The organism is Mannheimia cairinae (assembly GCF_028649535.1).
In the GTDB taxonomy this organism is placed as follows: Bacteria; Pseudomonadota; Gammaproteobacteria; order Enterobacterales; family Pasteurellaceae; genus Mannheimia; species Mannheimia cairinae.
The window spans coordinates 50,587-72,936 of the sequence record NZ_JAQSJE010000008.1 but is presented as its reverse complement, the minus strand read 5'-3'; the positions used below and the strand labels follow the sequence as shown (position 1 = coordinate 72,936).

General features: G+C 38.4%; 21 protein-coding genes. 15 read left to right on the top strand and 6 right to left on the bottom strand.

All coding sequences use genetic code 11. The features are described 5' to 3' along the window. Window positions 1–33: 33 nt before the first annotated feature. Both ndk and metG read right to left on the bottom strand, forming a co-directional pair. On the bottom strand, window positions 34–450 hold the full coding sequence (ndk, locus tag PTQ27_RS08245; protein WP_273748094.1) for a nucleoside-diphosphate kinase: 417 nt from the start codon (window positions 448–450) through the stop codon (window positions 34–36). 10 nt (window positions 451–460) lie between these two features. Then, window positions 461–2,518 carry a methionine--tRNA ligase gene (gene metG / locus PTQ27_RS08240; protein WP_273748093.1) on the bottom strand — a complete coding sequence of 686 codons (2,058 nt, stop codon included), beginning with the start codon at window positions 2,516–2,518 and terminating at the stop codon, window positions 461–463. Window positions 2,519–2,660: 142 nt separating this feature from the next. Here metG and menC point away from each other — a divergent pair, with 142 nt between their 5' ends. The 3 genes from menC to PTQ27_RS08225 are packed head-to-tail and all read left to right on the top strand — an operon-like array spanning window position 2,661 to window position 5,563. Then, window positions 2,661–3,632, top strand: a complete 972-nt coding sequence (gene menC, locus PTQ27_RS08235) for an o-succinylbenzoate synthase (RefSeq protein WP_273748092.1) — start codon at window positions 2,661–2,663, stop codon at window positions 3,630–3,632. A gap of 54 nt (window positions 3,633–3,686) precedes the next feature. After that, the gene (gene rsuA, locus PTQ27_RS08230; protein ID WP_273748091.1) at window positions 3,687–4,379 is read left to right on the top strand and encodes a 16S rRNA pseudouridine(516) synthase RsuA; all 693 of its coding nucleotides are present in this window, start codon (window positions 3,687–3,689) and stop codon (window positions 4,377–4,379) included. Then, the gene (locus tag PTQ27_RS08225; protein WP_273748090.1) at window positions 4,379–5,563 is read left to right on the top strand and encodes a Bcr/CflA family multidrug efflux MFS transporter; all 1,185 of its coding nucleotides are present in this window, start codon (window positions 4,379–4,381) and stop codon (window positions 5,561–5,563) included. Before rsuA ends, PTQ27_RS08225 begins: the two co-directional genes overlap by 1 nt. A gap of 38 nt (window positions 5,564–5,601) precedes the next feature. Here PTQ27_RS08225 and rlmD read toward each other — a convergent pair whose 3' ends face one another. After that, a complete protein-coding gene (gene rlmD / locus PTQ27_RS08220) occupies window positions 5,602–6,918 on the bottom strand; it encodes a 23S rRNA (uracil(1939)-C(5))-methyltransferase RlmD (protein WP_273748089.1) in 1,317 nt (438 codons plus the stop codon). Window positions 6,919–6,988: 70 nt separating this feature from the next. Here rlmD and PTQ27_RS08215 point away from each other — a divergent pair, with 70 nt between their 5' ends. The 6 genes from PTQ27_RS08215 (at window position 6,989) to rluA (ending at window position 13,180) form a co-directional block, all read left to right on the top strand. Continuing rightward, window positions 6,989–8,314, top strand: coding sequence for an anti-phage deoxyguanosine triphosphatase (locus PTQ27_RS08215; protein WP_273748088.1), 1,326 nt, complete (start codon window positions 6,989–6,991; stop codon window positions 8,312–8,314). 64 nt (window positions 8,315–8,378) lie between these two features. Then, complete coding sequence (locus PTQ27_RS08210; protein WP_273748087.1) at window positions 8,379–8,735, top strand: hypothetical protein; 357 nt, start codon at window positions 8,379–8,381, stop codon at window positions 8,733–8,735. A gap of 160 nt (window positions 8,736–8,895) precedes the next feature. Next, window positions 8,896–11,808: an RNA polymerase-associated protein RapA gene (rapA, locus tag PTQ27_RS08205; protein ID WP_273748086.1), complete on the top strand. Its 2,913-nt coding sequence runs from the start codon at window positions 8,896–8,898 to the stop codon at window positions 11,806–11,808. 167 nt (window positions 11,809–11,975) lie between these two features. Continuing rightward, window positions 11,976–12,272: a BrnT family toxin gene (locus PTQ27_RS08200; RefSeq protein ID WP_273748085.1), complete on the top strand. Its 297-nt coding sequence runs from the start codon at window positions 11,976–11,978 to the stop codon at window positions 12,270–12,272. Next, entirely contained in the window at window positions 12,256–12,501 is a 246-nt protein-coding gene (gene brnA, locus PTQ27_RS08195) for a type II toxin-antitoxin system BrnA family antitoxin (RefSeq protein ID WP_273748084.1), read from the top strand. The genes PTQ27_RS08200 and brnA overlap by 17 nt, the downstream gene beginning before the upstream one ends. A gap of 10 nt (window positions 12,502–12,511) precedes the next feature. Next, window positions 12,512–13,180, top strand: coding sequence for a bifunctional tRNA pseudouridine(32) synthase/23S rRNA pseudouridine(746) synthase RluA (rluA, locus tag PTQ27_RS08190; protein ID WP_273748083.1), 669 nt, complete (start codon window positions 12,512–12,514; stop codon window positions 13,178–13,180). 44 nt (window positions 13,181–13,224) lie between these two features. Here rluA and PTQ27_RS08185 read toward each other — a convergent pair whose 3' ends face one another. Both PTQ27_RS08185 and rpsO read right to left on the bottom strand, forming a co-directional pair. Then, entirely contained in the window at window positions 13,225–14,085 is an 861-nt protein-coding gene (locus tag PTQ27_RS08185) for a DUF808 domain-containing protein (RefSeq protein WP_273748082.1), read from the bottom strand. 70 nt (window positions 14,086–14,155) lie between these two features. Continuing rightward, window positions 14,156–14,425: a 30S ribosomal protein S15 gene (gene rpsO / locus PTQ27_RS08180; protein ID WP_273748081.1), complete on the bottom strand. Its 270-nt coding sequence runs from the start codon at window positions 14,423–14,425 to the stop codon at window positions 14,156–14,158. A 183-nt stretch (window positions 14,426–14,608) separates the two neighbouring features. Between rpsO and PTQ27_RS08175 the strand changes: the two genes are divergently transcribed. The 4 genes from PTQ27_RS08175 to apbC all read left to right on the top strand — a co-directional run bounded on the left by PTQ27_RS08175 (window position 14,609) and on the right by apbC (window position 19,918). Beyond that, entirely contained in the window at window positions 14,609–16,471 is a 1,863-nt protein-coding gene (locus tag PTQ27_RS08175) for a SurA N-terminal domain-containing protein (RefSeq protein WP_273748080.1), read from the top strand. Window positions 16,472–16,604: 133 nt separating this feature from the next. Continuing rightward, the gene (locus PTQ27_RS08170; RefSeq protein ID WP_273748079.1) at window positions 16,605–17,255 is read left to right on the top strand and encodes a YchE family NAAT transporter; all 651 of its coding nucleotides are present in this window, start codon (window positions 16,605–16,607) and stop codon (window positions 17,253–17,255) included. A gap of 19 nt (window positions 17,256–17,274) precedes the next feature. Next, a complete protein-coding gene (locus PTQ27_RS08165) occupies window positions 17,275–18,816 on the top strand; it encodes a peptide ABC transporter substrate-binding protein (RefSeq protein ID WP_273748078.1) in 1,542 nt (513 codons plus the stop codon). A gap of 4 nt (window positions 18,817–18,820) precedes the next feature. Next, the gene (apbC, locus tag PTQ27_RS08160) at window positions 18,821–19,918 is read left to right on the top strand and encodes an iron-sulfur cluster carrier protein ApbC (protein WP_273748077.1); all 1,098 of its coding nucleotides are present in this window, start codon (window positions 18,821–18,823) and stop codon (window positions 19,916–19,918) included. 51 nt (window positions 19,919–19,969) lie between these two features. Here the strand turns inward: apbC and PTQ27_RS08155 are convergent, their stop codons facing one another. Continuing rightward, window positions 19,970–20,677, bottom strand: a complete 708-nt coding sequence (locus tag PTQ27_RS08155) for a 3-deoxy-D-manno-octulosonic acid kinase (protein ID WP_273748076.1) — start codon at window positions 20,675–20,677, stop codon at window positions 19,970–19,972. Between the two features lie 99 nt (window positions 20,678–20,776). Here PTQ27_RS08155 and folE point away from each other — a divergent pair, with 99 nt between their 5' ends. After that, window positions 20,777–21,463, top strand: a complete 687-nt coding sequence (gene folE, locus PTQ27_RS08150) for a GTP cyclohydrolase I FolE (RefSeq protein WP_273748075.1) — start codon at window positions 20,777–20,779, stop codon at window positions 21,461–21,463. Window positions 21,464–21,538: 75 nt separating this feature from the next. After that, entirely contained in the window at window positions 21,539–22,324 is a 786-nt protein-coding gene (truA, locus tag PTQ27_RS08145) for a tRNA pseudouridine(38-40) synthase TruA (RefSeq protein WP_273748074.1), read from the top strand. Window positions 22,325–22,350 lie beyond the last annotated feature (26 nt).

Genomic DNA, 22,350 nt, shown 5'->3' with positions numbered 1-22,350 from the left:
CATTTTTATTACATATAACTTATTAATAATTCTTTAAACAATCTCACTTGGCACAAAGAAATAGGCAATTTCACGTTTTGCCGATTCTTTGGAATCTGAACCGTGTACAGAGTTTTCTCGCATACTAAGTGCGTAAAGATCACGAATCGTACCTTTTTCTCGGGTATCCGGATTTGTTGCACCCATTAGATTGCGGTAGTGCTGAATGGCATTTTCGCCTTCTAATACAGCAACGACAATAGGAGCAGAAATCATAAATTCAACCAACGGTTCAAAAAAATCACGGCCTTTATGTTCAGCATAAAAACCTTCGGCTTGCTCACGGGTTAAGTGAACACGCTTTAATGCTTTAATGGTTAGCCCTGCCGTTTCTAAATGTGCAAGAATTTTGCCGATTAAGTTACGACGAGTCGCATCAGGCTTAATAATCGAAAGCGTTTGTTGAATCATAGAATATCTCCTATTTTACTTGCATTCCTGGGCGAATTCCCTCATCGCCAGATAATAAGAATAAATCTGCACCGCCTGTACCTGCTGATAAAATCATACCCTCAGACACACCAAATTTCATTTTGCGTGGTGCAAGGTTTGCCACCATAATCACAAAGCGTCCGTTTAGTTCTTCAGGATTATTGTAGGCTTCTTTAATGCCTGATAATACTTGGCGTTGGTGATCGCCTAAATCTAATTGGAATTTCAGTAATTTTTTCGACTCCGGCACAGCCTCGCAACTAATCACTTTGGCAACACGTAAATCTAATTTTGCAAAATCATCAATAGTGATTTCATCGGCGATTGGTTCGATATTATTATCAGACACTTTATTATCCTTTGTTTTTACTGTTTTGGTTTCTGTTTTATTTGCTTCGGCAAATAGTGCTTTAGTTTCTTCAATAACCGCATCGATTTGTTTTTTCTCTAGGCGAGAGAAGAGTGATTTAAAGGGTGCAACAGTATGCCCGAATAAAGGTGTAGCAATGTTATCCCAACGTAATTCTGCTTGTAAGAAGGCTTCTGCACGTTCAGCTAGTTTTGGTAAAACCGGCTTTAAGTAGCTCATCAACACTCGGAATAACTCTATTCCCATTGAACAAACCGCTTGTAATTCTGCCTCACGGCCTTCTTCTTTGGCAATGACCCAAGGGGCTTTATCGTCAATATATTTATTTGCCTTGTCGGTTAATTCCATAATCGCACGAATCGCTTTGTTGAATTCACGGCTTTCATAGAAGTTTGCAATAGTGCCTGCTTGGGCAACAAATTCATTAAATAAAGCTTCATCGTCTAATTTAGTCGCTAATTTGCCTTCAAAACGTTTTGCGATAAAACCGGCATTACGAGAGGCAAGATTCACTAATTTATTCACGATGTCGCTGTTTACACGTTGTATGAAATCTTCAAGGCTGAAATCCAGATCTTCAATACGATCGTTTAATTTCGCTGCATAGTAATAGCGTAAACATTCAGGATCGATGTGTTTTAAATAGGTGCTGGCTTGAATAAAGGTGCCACGTGATTTCGACATCTTTGCTCCATCAACTGTAACATAACCGTGGGCAAATACGTTGGTCGGTTTACGATAGCCACTGCCTTCCAGCATTGCAGGCCAGAATAGACTATGGAAGTAAACAATATCTTTGCCGATGAAATGATAAAGCTCTGTAGTCGAATCTTTTTTCCAGAATTCATCAAAGCTGATACCTTTGCGATCGCATAAGTTTTTGAATGATGCCATATAGCCGATAGGGGCATCTAACCAAACGTAGAAGAATTTATTATCGGCATCCGGAATTTCAAAGCCAAAGTAAGGGGCATCACGGCTAATATCCCATTGTTGCAAACCACTTTCAAACCACTCTTGCATTTTGTTGGCAATTTCAGGTTGAAGTGAGCCCGAGTGAGTCCACTCTTTTAACATTCCTTCAAAACTTGGTAAATCAAAGAAGAAGTGTTCGGACTCTTTTACCACAGGTGTTGCCCCCGATACGGCAGAACGTGGGTTAATTAAATCCATTGGGCTGTAAGTTGAGGCACAAACTTCACAGTTGTCGCCATATTGATCTTCCGCTTTACATTTCGGGCAAGTGCCTTTGACGAAACGGTCTGGCAAGAACATATTTTTTTCAGGGTCGAAGAGCTGAGAAATCACTTTGCTTTTAATGTAACCATTAGCACGCAAGGTTTTATAAATTTCAGTGGTGATTTGGCGGTTTTCTTCACTGTGGGTAGAGTGATAGTTATCAAAGCTAATGTTAAAGCCAGCAAAATCGGCAACGTGATCAGCTTTTGCTTTTTCAATTAACTGCTCCGGCGTAATACCTAATTTATCGGCATTAAGCATAATCGGCGTGCCGTGGGCATCATCGGCACAAACAAAGTGGACTTCATTGCCACGCATACGTTGGAAACGCACCCAAATATCCGCTTGAATATGTTCAAGCATATGACCTAAATGAATTGCACCATTCGCATAAGGCAAGGCACAAGTAACAAGCATTTTTCGTTTTTGGTTAGACATTCTTTTTCTCATTAAATCGCTATAAAAAATTATCCAATATTCTAGCGGAAAATAGCACTATTTTCCAGCAAGTGAAATTTATTAGAGCTTTGTGTTTACAAGCGGTAGAATAAGCTAAAAATTTTGCAAATTGAGATAAAAAATGCGAACAGTAAAGTTATATCGCTACCAATTACCCATTCAGACAAAAATTGTATTACGTAAGCAATCGCTTACCGAGCGTGTTGGGCTAATTGTATGCTTGCAAGAGAATGATAAAATCGGCTACGGCGAAATTTCTCCTCTGCCAACCTTTAGCCAAGAAACCGTGGAACAAGCTGGAAAACAAGCCAAAATATGGCTAAACGAATGGAAAAATGGACAAAATTCAAGCCTTGAAACACTTTTCCCTTCGGTCGCTTTTGGAATAAGTTGTGCCTTAGCTGAATTACATAATGAATTAAATGAGCAAGCCAATTATCAATCGGCAATACTGTGTTATGGCGAGCTGGAAAAAATGACTCAAGCCTTTAATCAAACCTCACAGCAATTAGGAAAATTAAAAATTGGGTTTGATGCTGAGAGAGAGGGCGAACAGGCCAATTTATTATTGAGCAACTTCCCTCATTTACAGTTACGTTTAGATGCAAACCGTGCGTGGAGCTTTGCACAAGCGGTTAAATTTGCCGAAAAGATTGCAAATGAAAATAAAGCTCGCATTCAATTTATTGAAGAGCCTTGCCAAACACCGAGCCTGTCTCGCCAATTTGCACAACAAACAGGCATTGCGATTGCTTGGGACGAAACGGGGCGAGAGCCTGATTTTTCCGTGCAAAAAGAACTAAATCTTGTAGCGATTGTGATTAAGCCGACATTAGTCGGTTCAATCTCAAAATGTGTGAACTTGATTCAACAAGCTCATTCGCTTGGCATAATGGTGGTCATTAGCTCGAGTTTAGAGAGCAGTTTAGGGCTAACGCAACTTGCTCGCATTGCACAGCAATATACGCCAAACAGCGTACCGGGGTTAGATACCTTAAATTTGATGCAGCATCAATTATTGCGAAAATGGGATAACTCGACTCTGCCTTTGGTTGGGTTAGAAAGCGAATTTGTTAGTGAGATTGTGCTATAATTTCTGCCAACAAGCGGTTAAAAAAATCAAAAATTTTACAAATAAAGAGAGATTATGCGTTTAGATAAATTTATTGCCGAAAACACAGGCTTAACCCGTTCACAAGCTGCGAAAGCGTTAAAAAGCGGGGCGGTTACGGTAAACGGCAATATTGAAAAAAGTGGTGCTGCCAAAATTAGCTCAGAAGATGAAATTTACTATGAGGGCGAACGCTTACATTGGTTGGAAGATGGGCAATATTTTATGCTCTATAAGCCACAAGGCTATATTTGTTCGCACGATGATGGTGAATACCCAACAGTATTTCAGTTTTTCGATTATCCGTTAATGACCAAATTGCATACTGCAGGGCGGTTAGATGTGGATACTACAGGGCTAGTACTATTAACCGATGACGGCAAATGGTCGCACCGTATTACTTCCCCAAAATATCATTGCGAAAAAACGTATTTAGTGACCCTTGCCGACCCCGTTGAAGATTTTTATGCGGAAAAATTGGCGGAAGGCATTTTGTTACGGGGTGAAAAAGATCCGACTTTACCCGCTCAGCTTGAAATTTTAGATGATTACAATGTTAATTTAGCTATTAGTGAAGGGCGTTATCATCAAGTTAAACGAATGTTTGCTGCACTTGGCAATAAAGTGGTTGCATTGCACCGTTGGCGAATTGGTGATGTTATCTTAGATGAAGATTTAGCCGAAGGCGAATTCCGCCCACTTACACAAGAAGAAATTGAGAATTTTTAATGGAAACGAAAAGACCTCCCATTAGCTTTTTTATTATTTTAGGAATGATGGCAATGCTTCCGCCGTTGGCGATTGATATGTATTTGCCCTCATTTTTAGATATTGCGAAAGATTTAGCGGTTTCACAAGAAAAAGTGCAAACCACTCTTGCTGTTTTTACCCTTGGTTTTGCAGGAGGGCAACTTATTTGGGGGCCGATGGCAGATAGCTTTGGGCGTAAAAGCATTATTTTACTTGGATTACTTGGCTCTGCGATAGCAGCTTATTTTCTGACGCAAGTTGAAAATATTGAAACCTTCTACTTATTACGCTTGATTCAAGGCTTATGTGCAGCCGCTCCAGCAGTGGTGTTAGGAGCATTGGTGCGAGATCTCTTTGATCGTAATCTATTTGCTCGACTGATGTCTGTGATTATGATTATCTCAATGCTTGCCCCATTACTCGCTCCGATTATTGGGGGCTATATTGCGAAATATTTCCACTGGCATTCTATTTTTTATGTCTTGGTTTTTATGGGAGTAATGAGTATTGCTTTGGTCAGTTGGAAAATCCCCGAAACTTTAACGGCTGAAAAACGCTTGCCTTTAAGCTTTGGTAAAACCTTAAAAAATTTCGGCGAACTTATTTCGCACAAAGCCACCTTAGGCTATGTTTTAATTGGCGGATTAACCTTTGCCGGTTTATTTTGTTTTTTAACCTCTGGTTCTATTGTTTACATCGGGCTTTATGGAATATCGCAAGAATATTTTGGTTATTTCTTCGCTTTAAATATGGTTGTGATGGTTGCAATGACTGCGCTTAATGGCAAGATTGTTGTAAAAGTAGGTTCTGAAAAAATGCTTAGAATTGCACTTGGTGTACAAATCTTGGCGGGTATTTGGTTAGCGATAGTGGCGATTTTTGATTTAGGTTTTTGGGCGATGGCTCTTGCTATTCCTTGTTTTATTGGAATGAATGCAACTATTGGCAGTAATGCTACCGCCGCTATTTTAGATCGTTATCCTCAAATGGCAGGTACAGCGAATGGTGTGGCTGGCACTGCTCGTTTTGGTATTGCCTCGCTTGTAGGTGCTGGGCTTTCTCATATTGCAATTACCAGTGCTGCCCCAATGCTTTATGCAATGGCGATGTGTACGATTTCTGCAGGTTTGATTTATTATTTCTTATGTTATAAAAGCGAATAATGCATACAAAAATAGCTACTCAATCGGTAGCTATTTTTTTATTTAGTGAACAGAGAAATTGATTCCAAATGTCCTGTGTGTGGGAACATATCAATCATTGCCACTTTTTCTAATCGGTAGCCAAATTGCAGAAGTTTTTCGGCATCTCGAACAAGAGTTGCAGGGTTGCAAGAGACATAAACAATACGCTCTGGTTTGAGTTCGGCAAGGTGATCTAAACAAAATAATGCCCCATTACGAGCAGGGTCGAGTAGCACTTTATCAAAAGGCTCTTTTGCCCACGCTTTATCAGTAAAAGGCTCATCTAGGTTTGTTTGGTAAAATTCCACGTTTTTTAGACCGCTTGTAGCCGCATTTTCTCGAGCCTGTTGTACCATTGGTTCAACCCCTTCCACGCCAACAACAGATTTTGCTGTTTTTGCAATTGGTAAGGTAAAATTCCCCATTCCGCAGAAAAGGTCAAGCACACGATCTTGGCTAGATAAGGCTAACCATTCAAGAGCCTTTTCCACCATTTTTTCATTTAACGCTTTATTTACCTGAATAAAATCCCGAATAGAAAAATGCAGTTTTAAGCCTTGAATTTTATAATAGGGCAACTCGCCTGCAAGATGCTCAATTTTATTTTCTTCACACATAACAAAAAGGGAGAGATTTTCTGCTTGAGTAAATTGATGTAAATTTTCACTATCTTGAGCCGATAATGCCCCTAAATGTCGTAAAAATAGCGCAATGGTGTTGTCTGCATTAACTAATTCGATATGACCTAATTTTTTCTGATGTTGCCAATTTTGAATCAGAAGTTGTAATTTAGGTAAGAGTTGAGAAAGTGGCTCCACCAACACTTCGCACTGCTCAAGCGGTATAATTTGATTAGAATTTTGCAAACGAAAGCCCATTACCGCTTTGCCGGCTTGCATAGCGATACTTAATTTCGCTCGGCGGCGGTAGCCTTTATCACTGCCAATAATCATCGGATCAAATTGAATCGGATTGCTTTGCAATTTTTGTAAGCGTTGAAACAGGGCATTTTGCTTGGCTTGACGCTGTAATTCAAGGGAAATATGTTGCATTTGGCAGCCGCCACATTTTCCGTAAATTTCGCAACTTGGTATTCGTCGTTCTGCAGATTTTTTCAAAATTTTAACCGCTTGCCCACGCCCATATTGACGTTTTTCTTCTAAGGTTTTAAATTCTACCTCTTCAGAAGGCAACGCATTTTCAATAAACCAAGTTTTGCCGTTAATTTTAGCAATGCCTAAACCTTGATAATCGAGAGATTGAATCTGTACTTTTTGGTAAGCGGTCGGTTTTTTCGCTTTTTTTGCAGATTTTTCAGAATAAAAAATAGCCATTAAAATAATTTAAAGAGTCAAAAATGGGTGTATTATATAAGAAAAGCATTTTGTGGAAAACGGAGGTTATATGATTTCATCGGTTTGGACAGAGCGTTATTTAAGTGATAAAAAACGCGAGCAAGATCATCGTTCGCCTTTTCAGCGTGATAGGGCAAGGCTTTTGCACTCGGAGGCTTTCCGCTGCTTGCAAGCCAAAACGCAAATTCACGCAGTCGGCGAAGATGATTTCTATCGCACCCGTTTAACCCACTCTCTTGAAGTCGCACAAATCGGTACTAGCTTGCGAGAAAAATTACTAGAAGATAAACAAGGTTTTCAAGCGGTCTGTTCTGAGCCAAAATTTGCAAAAAATTCGCAAATTTTAACCGCTTTACTCCCTTCTCGTAGTTTGATTGAATCCCTCTGTTTTGCTCACGATCTTGGGCATCCGCCTTTTGGGCACGGGGGAGAAATGGCACTCAATTACAAAATGGCTGAATTTGGCGGTTTTGAAGGCAATGCTCAATCACTACGAATTATGACGCAACTTGAGCCTTATACAGAGAAAGCTGGAATGAACCTAACTCGCCGCACCTTGCTTGGGGTGATGAAATATCCTGCATTATTATCTGCAACTTTGCCAAAAGAGTTTTCTCCTGCTTTTGCTACTTCACATATTAACTTGCACCACTATCCGCAAAGTAAAGGCATTTATGATGATGACAAACATTTCTTCGATTGGATCTTGCAACCGCTAAGCGAGCAAGACAAAAAACAATTTTGTTCGGTTGAACAAAATAAAGATCCGAAGAAGCCCAACAAAACTCGCTACAAATCTTTAGATTGTAGCATTATGGAATTGGCAGATGATATCGCCTATGGCGTGCACGATTTGGAAGATGCGATTGTCGGCGGAATGGTTACACCGCAATCTTGGCAAAATGCAGAAATCTTATTGGCGGAATGTCATTCGGATTGGGTCAAACAGCGATTGTTTGAAATTAGAGAGAAACTCTTTTCCCAACATCGCTATGAGCGAAAAGATGTAATTGGTGCATTAGTGAATCATTTTATTACCAATGTTCGTTGGAAAGAGTTACCGGAATTTGAAGAACCTCTTTTGCGGTATAACGCTTACTTGCCAGAGAATGTAGCTTGTGTGCTAAAAATTCTAAAAGATTTTGTCTATCAATACGTTATTTGTGATGCCAAAACACAACGTGTAGAACGTAAAGGACAGCGGATTTTAATGGAGCTTTTTGATATTTTAAGCAGTGACCCAATGAGATTATTACCGAATAATATTCGCGAACGTTGGAAAAATGCCGAAGATGTTCACAAAGCAAGAGTTATCAGCGATTACTTAGCGAGTATGTCTGATGGACAAGCCTTTAAACTTTATGCTGGTTTATAATGAACTAAATGAATTTATCAAAGTCTGATGAAAAGCTTTACATAGCATTTTATAGGAGAGCAATATGAAAAGTTTAACAAAAGCGCTATTTATTTTAGCACCATTTATCTCTGGCACGGCATTTGCAAATTCAATTCCAGACGATATTTATCAACCAAAGGGTGAGTTAATTAAAGCTCAAAAACAAGGTAATGAATTTGAAGTTGAATATAAATTACAAGGCGATGATGTTCGTGATATAGCGAAAAAAGCGACTGAGCACGCTAAGCGTAAAGGTTTTCGCATTGTTGAATCAGAAATTAAGAAAGATGATGCAGATTTAAAATTCAAACGTGGTAATCAAGAGTTAGATGTTGAAATCGAAGCCAAAGGTAAAAATCGTATTGAATATAAAGCCGAGTTAGATTTAGATAAAAACTAATTCGTAAATTTGAAGTAAAAATTGACCGCTTGCAAGAATTAATCGTGCAAGCGGTTTTTTTATTGCCGTTTTTTGCAAAAATAATAAAGCAGCCCATAGGGAGAATTTGCTAAAATAAGTATTCACCAATAAAAATAACAAAGTAGTAATTAGAGGCATTATGTTTTTAGTAGGTCAGCGTTGGCTGAGTGAATCCGAAAATAATTTAGGTTTAGGTATTGTAACGGCGGTTAATAACCGTACGGTAACTATCAATTTCCCTGCGGCAGAAGAAGAGCGAGTGTATGCGATTTCAGCCGCTCCCTTAGCCCGTGTGCAATTTCAGGCAGGCGATCTTATAAATAGTATTGAAGGCTGGCAGTTAGCAATTACCGACGTGGTTGAAAACCAAGGGGTGATGATTTATTTAGGCAAAAGAGCGGATAATAATGAAGAAGCCGTATTACCTGAAATGCAGCTTGATGCCAAAATCAGTTTCAGTAAGCCACAAGATAGGCTTTTTTCCGCCCAAATAGACAGAAGTGATCGCTTTGCATTGCGTTTTAAGGCATTAGAACATCAACAAGCACAGTTTCAATCGCCACTACGAGGTTTGCGTGGTATTCGAGCAAGCCTGATTCCGCATCAATTACATATTGCTAAAGAAGTGGGGCAACGTCTTTCTCCTCGTGTGTTATTAGCCGATGAAGTGGGATTAGGTAAAACCATTGAGGCGGGAATGATTTTACAGCAGCAACTATTTTCAGGCAGAGCGGAAAGAGTGTTGGTGCTTGTGCCAGAAAGCTTGCAACATCAATGGTTGGTGGAAATGCTTCGCCGCTTTAACCTAAAATTCTCACTATTTGATGAAGAGCGTTGTGCCGATTTTGATAAACAAGATGAAGACGGCGAAGATATTAGTGAAAACCCGTTTGAAAGTGAATCGTTAGTGATTACGTCACTCAACTGGCTAGAAACCACACCGGCTCGAGCCCAACAAGTACTAGATGCCGAATGGGATTTATTGATTGTCGATGAAGCTCATCACTTAGAATGGTCGGAATCTGCCCCTTCTATTGGTTATCAACTGGTGGAGCGTTTAGCAAAACAGATTGCCTCCGTTCTCCTTTTAACGGCAACCCCGGAGCAATTAGGGCAAGAGAGCCATTTTGCTCGCCTTGCGTTATTGGATTCAGATCGTTTCTACGATTACCAACAATTCGTGGCAGAACAAACACAATATCAGCCCGTTGCCGATGCAGTGAATACTTTACTAAGTGATAAACCGTTGAGTGATGATGAACAAAACACGATCTCGGAATTATTAAGCGAGCAAGATACCGAGCCGATGTTCCGTGCGATCAATAGCGAAAAATCAGACGAAAATGACCGCTTGCAAGCTCGCCAAGAGCTAATTAGCGAGCTTATTGACCGCCACGGCACCAGCCGAGTGCTATTTAGAAACACTCGCCAAGGTGTGAAAGGGTTCCCTCATCGGGAATATCATCAAATCAGCCTTGAAATGCCGAAACAGTACCAAAACGCGTTAAAAGTAATGGCAATGATGGGTGGTATTAACCAAAATGATTTACTTTACCCCGAACGCCTATTCCAGCGGATGAATCCTAATGCGAAATGGGCGGATTTCGATCCTCGTATTGAGTGGTTGATTACTTTCCTAAAAAATCATCGGGAAGAAAAAGTCTTGGTCATTTGTAAACAAGCCGATACTGCTATCGCTTTAGAGCATATTTTACGTGAGCGTGATGCAATTCGTGCTGCCGTTTTCCACGAGAAAATGTCGATTGTCGAACGAGATAAAGCTGCTGCCTATTTTGCTCAACAAGAGCAAGGAGCACAGGTGCTGATTAGTTCAAGCATTGGTTCAGAAGGGCGAAACTTCCAATTTGCGAAAGATTTAGTTTTATTTAATTTGCCGGATAATCCTGACTTATTAGAGCAAAGTATCGGACGTTTAGACCGTATCGGGCAGAAAAATAATATCCAAATTTATGTGCCTTGCTTTAACCATTCAGCTCAGCAAGTTTTGGCACAATGGTATCATCAAGGGCTAAATGCCTTTGAAGAAACTTGTCCGATGGGAGCAGTGTTATTCCGTGAGTTTGGCGAAACATTACAACAATTTGTGAATAATCCAACTGAAATAGAGGGTTTTGAGGAGTTTATTGCGAAAACCGCTAAACGTCAGCAACAGCTTAAAATTGAGTTAGAAAAAGGGCGAGATCGCCTATTGGAATTAAACTCTAACGGTGGCGAAACGGCTCAACAAATGGCGAATGACATAGCCAAAGAGGATAACAACCCTCATTTAGTAAATTTTGCCCTAAATCTGTTTGATGTTATTGGACTAGAGCAAGAAGATTTGGGCGAGCAAAGCATCGTAATTAGTCCGACTGGGCATATGCTAGTGCCTGATTTTCCGGGCTTAGCGGAAGATGGCACAACCATTACTTTCGACCGTCAATTAGCCTTAATGCGAGAAGAAGTGGAATTTTTGACTTGGGATCACCCGATGATCCGCAACGGTATTGATTTAATTACCAGTGGCGATATTGGAAAATCGGCGGTTTCACTGCTTATTAACAATAAACTCCCTGCAGGAACACTGTTTTTAGAGGCAATTTATATTGTTGAAGCTCAAGCACCGAAAGGGCTAAATTTAACTCGTTTCTTACCACCAACACCAGTGCGTGTGTTGCTGGATAACAAGGGCAATAATTTAGCAAGCCAAGTCTCATTCGATGGGCTTGAACGCCAGCTTAAACCTGTAAATAAACAGATGGCAAATAAGATTGCTAAAATGGCACGTGTTGAAATTGAAAAGCTGATTAAAGCGAGCGAAAAAGCGGTTATTACGCAGGCTCAGCAAATTATTGAAACGGCGAAATTTGAGGCGAATAGTAAATTAAAAGCAGAATTACACCGCTTGGAATCGCTTAAAATGGTGAATAAAAATATTCGAGCAGATGAGGTTGAGACATTAGAGCAGCAGCTTAATGAAACCCTAACACAGCTGGAGTCGGCAAATTATCGTTTAGATAGTTTGCGAGTGATTGTGAGTAATAAGGGGTAAATGTTTATCCCCCTCCCCCTTGCGATGCAAGGTACTTCCCCCAAAAGGGGAAGAAAATAAGTGATTTTTTCGATCTACCTCGAAAAAATCACTTTTCTATTTTGTGTAAATATTGCGGATTCTTTATGCTATTGCTTATCTTGTAAAAGGTATAAAAAAGGAATACTATGTATATAGATTTGCAATATGCAGTCCCGCTATTATTTGAATATGATCCAAATAAAAGTGCCATTAACCTTGCTAAGCACGGTATTGATTTTGAACAGGCGAAGTTGTTGTGGGAAGATGAAAAACGAGTAACCTTAGTTTCTCGTTCGGATATTGAACCTCGTTATTTAACCGTAGCAAAGTTAGGGGGTAAGCATTGGAGTGCATTTTTTACAATGCGAAATGATATTATTCGTTTGATTTCTGTCAGACGTTCAAGAAAAAAGGAAATCTCTTGCTATGAAAAATACCATTAGTGCTGAAGAATTAGAACGTATCTTCGATGAAGGCAAAGAAGATGTTATTCAATATTTTGACCTTTCAACCGCCCATCGCCCTGGGCAGATGAAGCGAGTAAATGTGGATTTTCCAACTTGGATGGTTGAGGCATTAGACAAACAGGCTCGACATTTAGGTGTGCCTCGCCAAGCTTTAATTAAGATGTGGATTGCAGAAAAATTGCCAACCCAATCAGGTAGTAAGTGAGTATAAATCAATGGCATTGATTGAATATAATCCTCCTCTAGAACCGTTTTTAGATGAAGTTTATCGAGATAATCATATTGTGGTTATCAATAAACCGAGCGGGTTGCTTTCTGTTCCGGGTAATCGTCCTGAATATTATGATAGTGCGATGACCCGTATCCAGCAAAAATATGGCTTTACTGAACCAGCTCATCGTTTAGATATGGCAACAAGCGGTATTATTTTGTTTGCACTTAGCAAAGCGGCAGAAAAAGAGCTAAAACGTCAATTTCGTGAACGTGAGCCGAAAAAGCATTATATCGCTCTTCTTTGGGGAAAATTAGGCGAGAAAGTGGGCGAAACGGGCGAAATGAATTTTCCGCTAATTTGCGATTGGGAAAATCGCCCTCGTCAGAAAATTTGTTATGAACGGGGCAAAAAAGCAATTACTCACTATGAGATATTGGCACATAATTCAAACAATACCACAAGAGTAAAATTAACGCCGATAACAGGTCGCTCACATCAATTAAGAGTGCATAGTCTTGCATTAGGGCACCCGATTATTGGCGATAAATTTTATGCAAACCCCTTGGCAAAAAGTTTGTCCCCCCGTTTATGCTTGCACGCAGAATCGCTGACCATAACCCACCCGATTACAGGGGAGCGAATGACCTTTAGTTCAAAAGCTGAGTTTTAAATGAAAATAGGGAATAAAATACTTATTCCCTATTTCTTGCTTGGTTAAGCAGTTTTCTTTGAAAACATTTTCATTATTGGGAGAATCACAAGGCAGGCAATAATACCAACAGCTATACCAATAACAAAATCCACTAGGCTTGAAAATGCAGGGTTGATTTGAAGTTTTTCAACAAAATGCTGGATAGCAGGTAAGTTATGAGAAAAAATCCCGCCACCAACTAAAAACATTGCAATAGTGCCTATTACTGATAGCCCTTTCATAAACCAAGGCATTGTAAATATTAGGCCTTTTCCAATAAGTTGTGAAATAGCATTTCTTTTTTGCATTAGCCATAGCCCAATGTCGTCTAATTTTACAATTAAGCCCACTAATCCATATACAAAAATGGTGATTCCAATACCAATGACAGAAAGTGATAAAATTTTGGTTAAGGTAGAAGAGTCTTGCAGTACGCCTAGAGCAATAATAATGATTTCAGCCGATAAAATAAAATCTGTTCTAATTGCACCTTTAATTTTATCTTGTTCTGAAACTTCTTTTTCTTCATTATGTGCATTTTTATGTAAGAAGTTATGCAATAACTTTTCGACACCTTCAAAACATAAATAAGCACCACCTATCATTAGAAGAGGAATAATAACTTGTGGAAGAAAAATAGATAACAAAAGTGCTAAGGGAATTAAGATAATTTTGTTGATAAATGAGCCTTTTGCCACAGCCCAAACAATAGGAAGTTCACGTTCGGGTAAGATATTTTTTCCGCTAACTTGGTTTGCATTTAAGGCTAAATCATCACCAATAACACCAGCAGTTTTTTTAGCGGCCATTCTAGTCATTATTGAGACATCATCTAAAACCGCGGCAATATCATCTAATAATGTAAATAATGAAGCAAATGCCATATATTTTCCTTATTTTAATGCCTAAAAAAGCCGAACTTTTCAGTTCGGCTCTCAAATTTAATATCTGAAATTAGCGACGTAAACCTAAACGTGCGATAGTTTCTGAATATTTAGCAAGATCTGTACGTTTTAAGTAGTCTAATAATTTACGACGGCGTGAAACCATACGTAATAAACCACGACGACCGTGGTGATCTTTTTTGTGTGCAGCAAAGTGTGCTTGTAAGTGGTTAATTTGTGCAGTTAATAATGCAACTTGAACTTCTGATGAACCAGTGTCTTTTGCATCACGACCAAATTCAGCAACGATTTTTGCTTTTGCTTCTACGCTTAGAGACATTTTAATTTCCTTTTTGTTAAGGGTTGATAATACATCAATAGCCGATCTCTAACTCAGCTACGACAAGAAGTGTGAATTCTAAAGAGAAAGCGGTTAAATTTCAATAAAAATTTGCAAGTTTATTTCTAATTTGAGAAATAGTATAATCAGCGACAATTTTGATAATTAATTGGGAATTTCTAAATGATTGAAAAAATGCACGAATGGACGGGAAGTCTAGCGTTTAAAATTATTTTTGCATTAATCTCTATTTCATTTGTAATAGGTGGAATTGGAAGCGGATTAATTTCTTCGAATAATTCAGTTGCAAAGGTAAATGGCGAAGAGATTAGCCAACAGCTTTTTAATAATGCTCTAAATCGCCAACAAAATATGTTGAATGCTGAAATGGGGAGTCGTTTTTGGGACTTAATGGATAATCCAGAATATGCCGCACAGCTTCATCGTTCAGTATTAAATGGACTTATTGATGAAGAGCTATTACGTCAATATGCAAAAGATTTAAAATTAGGGATTAGTGCTGACCAAATTAAATCTGAAATTGTAAATAGCGAAATGTTCCAACAAGATGGTAAATTTAGCAATGAATTATACCAACAAACATTACGTAATAATAATTTAAGTGCAGATAACTATGCAGCGATTGTGCAAGAGGGAATGTTACAATCTCAACTGCAAGAAGGGATCATTAATAGCGACTTTAGCGTACCGGCTCAGCAAGAGTTCTTAGCTAAGTTATTATTACAACAACGTGAAGTGCGTTTAGCGGAGTTTTCTGTTGCAAAAGAAATGCAAAACCAGACCGCTTCTGCAGAAGAATTACAAGCTTACTATGATGCAAATAAAGCAAAATTATTAGCACCTGAAAAATTAGTGGTGGAATATGTTTCTCTTTCGCCAAAAGATGTTGAAAAAAATATTCAAATTACAGATGAGCAAGTTCAAACTTACTATGATCGCAATCAAGCCGATTATGTAACAAAGGGTGAGTCTCATTTGGCTCATATCCAAGTTGCGACAGAAGAAGACGCTCAGGCAGTTGAACAAGAGCTTAAAAATGGGGCGAATTTTGCAGAATTAGCAAAATCTAAATCGACAGATGCGTTATCGGCAAATAACGGTGGTGATTTAGGTTGGGCAAGAGCTGGCACTTTCCCTAAAGCTTTTGACGATGCTGCAGCAAATTTAAATATTGGTGAAGTGAGTTCGGTAGTTAAAGTTGATAATACTTACCATATTATTAAATTGTTAGATCGCAAGGCTGAGCAAATGATTGAGTTAGCCCAAGTAAAAGATCGTATCGTTGAAACAATTCGCCAAGAACTTGTTTTAACAGAATATTCAAAAATTGCTCGTGAAATGGCAAATAGAGCATTTGAAAACAATAGCTCACTAGAAGAAGTCGCAAAAGTAGCGGATTTGGAGGTACAAAAAACACCACAATTTACTCAGCAAAATGTGCCTGTTGCACTTCAACACGAAAAAGTGTTAAGAGCATTATTTGAAGGCGAATTACGCCAAAGCAAACAAAATTCAGATGCATTAGATGTGGGTAATGATATTAATCCACAAACCTTATTTGTGCGAGTGAGCGAATATGAAGCTGAACGTCCACAAACTTTTGATGAAGCAAAATCAGCGATTGAAAATTTTGTAAAAGCAGATAAAGCCGAAAAAGCATTACAACTTAAAGCAGTAGAATTGCTTAGTGCATTAAATGAAGGAAAAGAAGCTGATATTACATTTAATGCCCCACAAACATTAGTGTATATGCAGGCGGAAGTTGAAAATCCTTCTTTAGCAAGAACAGTGTTTGCAATGAAAAAAGAAGAGGGTAAAACAGCTTACCAACTTGCTCGTAATCAACAAGGTGATGTTGTTATTGTTGCATTAGATAAAATTGTAGATGGAGATAATGAACAATTCAAAGCATTACTTCCGCAATTTGAGCAAGCAAATCATTTAATTTTACGTGATGAGTTATTAAAAGATCTTCGTGCTAGAGCTTCAGTTGAAGTAAATGAAGATTTTATGAAACAGAATTAATAATAGGTGAAATTAAAATAGTTTGAAATAGAAGCACCCAAATCAGAGCAAAGATTTTGGGTGCTTTTGTTTTGTATCTCCTATCATTAATCTATATAATATTATTGAAATATTATTCTTTTGAGAAATTTTTGTGGATATTGTCATTAATTTTGCTATCTATCTCCAATTTTTTATTGGTCTATTTGCTATCGTAAATCCATTTGGTTCTTTGCCTATTTTTTTTAGTATGACTGCCCATCAATATGAAGGTGAACGAAATCATACAAGTTTGGTTACTGCTGTTTCAATCGGTGTGATTTTATTAGTGAGCCTTTATTTTGGTAATTTAATTTTAAATGCTTTTAGTATCTCTTTAAGTTCATTTAGAGTAGCGGGCGGTATTTTGATTGTAAGTATTGCAATGACAATGATTAGCGGTAAGCTAGGCGAACACAAACAAAATAAAGAAGAGAAAAACGAAGATATTACAGAATACGATAATATCGGTGTTGTACCGCTAGCAATGCCTATTATGGCAGGCCCTGGGGCAATAGGTTCTACTATTGTGTGGGGAACTCGCTACCATAGCTGGGAAGATTATATTGGCTTTAGTATCGCAATTATTATTTTTGCGTTAATTTGTTATATTTTATTTCGCTATTCTGCCCCTTTAGTTAAAAAACTAGGAAAAACAGGGTCAAATGTTGTTACTCGTATTATGGGGCTTATTTTGATGGCACTTGGTATTGAAATCATTGTGGCTGGAATTACGACCTTATTTCCAGGACTTCTTGTAAAATAGTTATCAATTTGGAATGCTTATGTTGAAATATTTACAAGCGGTGAAATTTGTAAAATGTTTTGCAAAAATGACCGCTTGCCTTTTACTTATTACCGCTTGTGATAAATTAAATAGCTCTAAGCCGATTCAAGTAGAACAACCGCAACAAGATGCGACAGTACTAAAACGAGCGGTTTATTCGGCGGTGATTCAACTTGATCCACATAAAGTAAAAGTATCTGCGGATGCAGCACCTATCCGAGATCTGTTAGTGGGCTTAATGGCATATAACATAAAAGGAGAGGTGGTCCCTGCACTTGCACAAAGTTGGTTTACTGAAGATCAAAAAGAATGGTTGTTTATTATAGATGAAAATGCCAAATGGTCTAATGGTGAAGCTGTTACTGCACAGGACTTTGTTGCAAGCTGGCAACGTTTAATTGCCCCTGAAAATCACTCATTACTTGCAAAATACCTTATCTATATGGGAGTAGAGAATGCAAAAGCAATTCAAGATAAGCAAAAAGATGTCAGTGAATTAGGTGTTGTTGCATTAAATGATCATAGTTTACAAATTCGTCTTCAGTATCCAAATAGCTTATTGCCAAAAATGTTGGCACATTCAGCGTTATTACCAACTTATCAAGGCACTGAGCCAGATCCAAAAAATTTTATCAGCAATGCAACTTATAAAGTTGAACAGCTAGAACCGAAAAAAATAACATTAAAAGCACGTACTGAAGATACAGCATTTCAAAAAGTGGAGTATGAGTTAATTACTACCATTCAAGATTATTCATCTTTCGATATTGTGGAAAACCCATTATTAACTCAAAAAGAAAATATTGTTAGATTTCCTCGATTATGTTCATACTATTATGAATTTAATTTTAACGACCCTTTATTAAGCAGAAAAGATATTCGAGAATCATTAAGGGTAATGGTGACTTCTGCTAATCTTGGGCAAGCATACGGTATTCCTAGCCAATCAGTTATTCCCCACCATTTAGTTAAAGATAGGGAAAAACAGTGGCAACCGATTATTGTTGAGCAGTTATTAACAAAAGCAGGCATTAGTCAGCATAATCCGCTTAAGCTTACACTCTCATATGATGAGAATAGTGCTAATATAGATATTGCCAACCAAATTATTCGTACATTATCTCAATCAGAGCTATTTCAGATTGTACCTAAAGCAACAGATTGGATTGCATTGAATAAAGCCAGAGAGCAAAAAAATTATCAGCTTATTCGTTCTGGTTGGTGTGCAGATTATCCTGATCCTGCGATCTTCTTATTTAAATTTCATTCAATGAGCCCAGATAATCATTCAGGTTATAAAAATGAAGAAGTCGATCAAAAATTAGATCGCTTACAATCAGAAAATTTAAGCCCAGAAGATCGTTTACAGATCATTAAAGAAGTGAATGATCTACTTTATGATGATGTAGCCGTATTACCTTTATTTCAATATCAGCACCGGGTAGGGATTGCCTCCTCCCTTTTAGGTATTGATTTAAATAATGATAGCGAAGTAATTTATAGCAAGGATTTACAACGCAGTTTAAACCAAAAGGATTAATTTAATGAACCAATTAACAGAACAGCAACTTGTTGAAATTAAAGTGATTTTCCAGCAATTTGCTCATCCAACTTTACAGAAAGATTTAATTGCCTTAAATGCGTTTCGAAAAGCGGAATTGGGTGGAAGCACATTACGTATTGAAATGACTATGCCATTTGCGTGGAATAGTGGTTTTGCTGCGTTAAAAGCAGAAACAGAAGAAAAATTAAAACAGCTAACGGGGGCAAGCGGTGTAAAATGGGTCTTAAATTACCAAATTGCCACACTAAAACGTGCAAATAGCCACCCAGCCGTAAATGGTGTTAAAAATATTATTGCGGTAACCTCAGGCAAAGGCGGTGTGGGTAAATCGACCACCTCTGTTAATCTTGCCTTAGCTCTTCAAGCACAAGGTGCAAAAGTTGGGATTTTAGATGCTGATATTTATGGTCCATCTATCCCGCATATGTTAGGGGCAAAAGATCAGCGTCCAACTTCGCCAGATAACAAACATATTACACCAATTACCGCCCACGGTTTACAGTCAAACTCTATCGGCTATTTAATGGACGAAGAAAATGCAACGATTTGGCGCGGCCCAATGGCAAGTAGTGCATTAAGTCAGTTATTAAATGAAACTTGGTGGAATGAACTTGATTATTTAGTCATTGATATGCCACCAGGTACGGGGGATATTCAATTAACCCTTTCTCAACAAATTCCTGTAACAGGGGCGGTGGTTGTAACAACTCCACAAGATATTGCATTACTTGATGCTATTAAAGGTATTTCAATGTTTGAGAAAGTTTCAGTGCCAGTTTTAGGGGTAATTGAGAATATGTCGATGCATATTTGCTCAAATTGTGGTCATCACGAAGCTATTTTCGGAACAGGTGGAGCAGATAAAATTGCTAAAAAATATGGCACTCAAGTTTTAGCTCAGTTACCGCTTCATATTCGCTTACGTGAAGATTTAGATGCAGGTGTACCAACAGTGGTTGCCGCACCAGAACACGAAATTACCCAAGCATATCTTGCTTTAGCAGAAAAAGTTGCTGCAGAGCTTTACTGGCAGGGTAGTGTTATTCCATCTGAAATTATGATTCGAGAAGTGAAATAATTTAACAAATATTATAGATTAAAGGCACGTGTGAGAACGTACCTTTATTTTTTATTTTTGATAGCCTTTTAAGATAGCTTGCCAATTTTCTTCATTAAATAAAATATTCAGTCTGCCCTGTTCCTTTTTAAAAGAACGTAGCAGGCGATCTAAATTGTTTTGTTTCCAATTTTCGCCTTGCTCAATGCTGCATTTATCAAAATCAATCAGCCAAAATTTCCCATCCTGCCCAAGCAAAATATTATGAATATTCAAATCGGAATGATGAACTTGATGATTATGTAAATCACGAATTAGCTGTCCGATTTGCTCATATTGTTCATTTGATAACTGCTGAGATTGCAAAACTTTGCTTAGATCCTGCGTGTTTTCTAGTTTTTCAAGCATTATCTCAGCACGATAACAACATAATTTACTTACTACTTTAATTGCAACTGGGTGAGGCACAGGCAAACTCCAAGCCAGCATTTGTTGTAATAAGAAGAACTCTTTATAGGCCCGAGTTTTCTCAAATTGAGTGAAAAAATAACTATCTTTCACGAATTTACCAAATATCCCCCCTCGATAATAATGACGGAGAACAACATTAATGCCAAGTTCAGGTGTGGCATTTAAAAACCAAGTAGTTCCTCGCCCTTTAGAGTAACCTAACAAGCGGTCGGAATTTTCAATATTTTCGCAATTAAATAGTGATTGTACAAATTCGGCGTGTTGTTCGGGGATTAAATCGGCATTAAAGAGAAATTGAGTTTTTTGCATAGTAAATATAATGTTTATCGCTGAGATAGCTCATTTTAGAGCTATTTTTTTTGATGTCAATTTGTTAGAATTTGCGGCTTATATTTGAGAGGAAAACCAATGACAACGATCTCGCCACTAAGCACAGCAGAAAACACGCTTTCACCTGAAGCGAAAAAAGTTCGCCAAGCCTTGCTTGCCAAAGGTATTGAAACACCGACGGTTCAACTAACACAAGATAAAGATAGTCGCCGAGCTGAAATTCAGCAACATATGCGAGCAGTAATGGAATTATTAGGGCTAGATCTAACCGACGATAGCCTCGAAGAAACGCCTCATCGTTTAGCGAAAATGTATGTAGATGAGATTTTTAGTGGGCTGGATTACGCTACTTTCCCTAAAATTACCAATATTGAAAATCGGATGAAAGTAAGCGAAATGGTGCTGGTGGATGATATTACCTTAACCTCAACCTGCGAACACCATTTTGTTACCATTGATGGTAAAGTTGCGGTGGCGTATTACCCGAAAAAATGGGTGATTGGTTTATCTAAAATTAACCGTGTAGTACAATTTTTTGCCCAGCGTCCACAAGTGCAAGAGCGTTTTACCGAGCAAATTCTCACCGCATTCCAAACCATTTTAGAAACGGAAGATGTGGCAGTTTATGTGAAAGCAACTCATTTCTGTGTGAAATGCCGAGGGGTAAAAGATACCAATAGCTATACGGTAACCTCGGCTTTTGGTGGTGTGTTCTTAGAAGATCGTGAAACTCGAAAAGAATTTTTAGGCTTATTAAACAAATAGTTTTAATACACGCAAGCGGTCAGATTTTTGCAAACTTTTGCAAAAATTTTACCGCTTGTTTATTAGGTAAAGTGAATGAAAATTGCATTAGGCATTGAATATGACGGTAGCCGTTATTTTGGTTGGCAACGACAAGAGTCGGTTGAAAGTGTGCAACAAAAATTAGAACAAGCTTTGTCTGTTGTGGCTAATTCGCCAGTAGAAGTGTTTTGTGCTGGTAGAACCGATGCTGGTGTTCACGGAACAGGACAGGTTGTGCATTTTGAAACACAAGCCAATCGCCCACTGCAAAGCTGGTGTTTCGGGACCAATGCCCATTTACCTGATGATATTGCAGTGAAATGGGCGGTGGAAGTGAATGAGGATTTCCACGCTCGTTTTAGTGCAACCGCTCGCCGTTATCGTTACATTATTTTTAATAGCAAACTGCGTTCAGCCATTTTACCTAAAGGGATAACTCACTATCATTTCCCGCTTGATGAAACTAAAATGCACGAGGCGGGGCAATATTTATTAGGCGAAAATGATTTTTCCTCCTTCCGTGCTGCAAAATGCCAATCAAAAACACCGTGGCGGAATATTCATCATCTTAAGGTTTCCCGTCAAGGTAATTATGTGATTGTCGATATTCAGGCAAACGCCTTTGTGCATCATATGGTGCGAAATATTGTTGGAACATTGCTTGAAATAGGACAGGGCAGACAACCAATAGAATGGGCAAAATGGGTGTTAGAGCAGCGAGATAGGGAAAAAGCCGCCCCAACCGCCAAAGCGGAAGGATTATATTTGGTGGAAGTACATTACCCTGAACATTTCGGTATTCCCAAAACACCATTAGGGCCTTTATTTTTAGCGGATTAATAGTCGTTAGCGGATAATATCAAGCG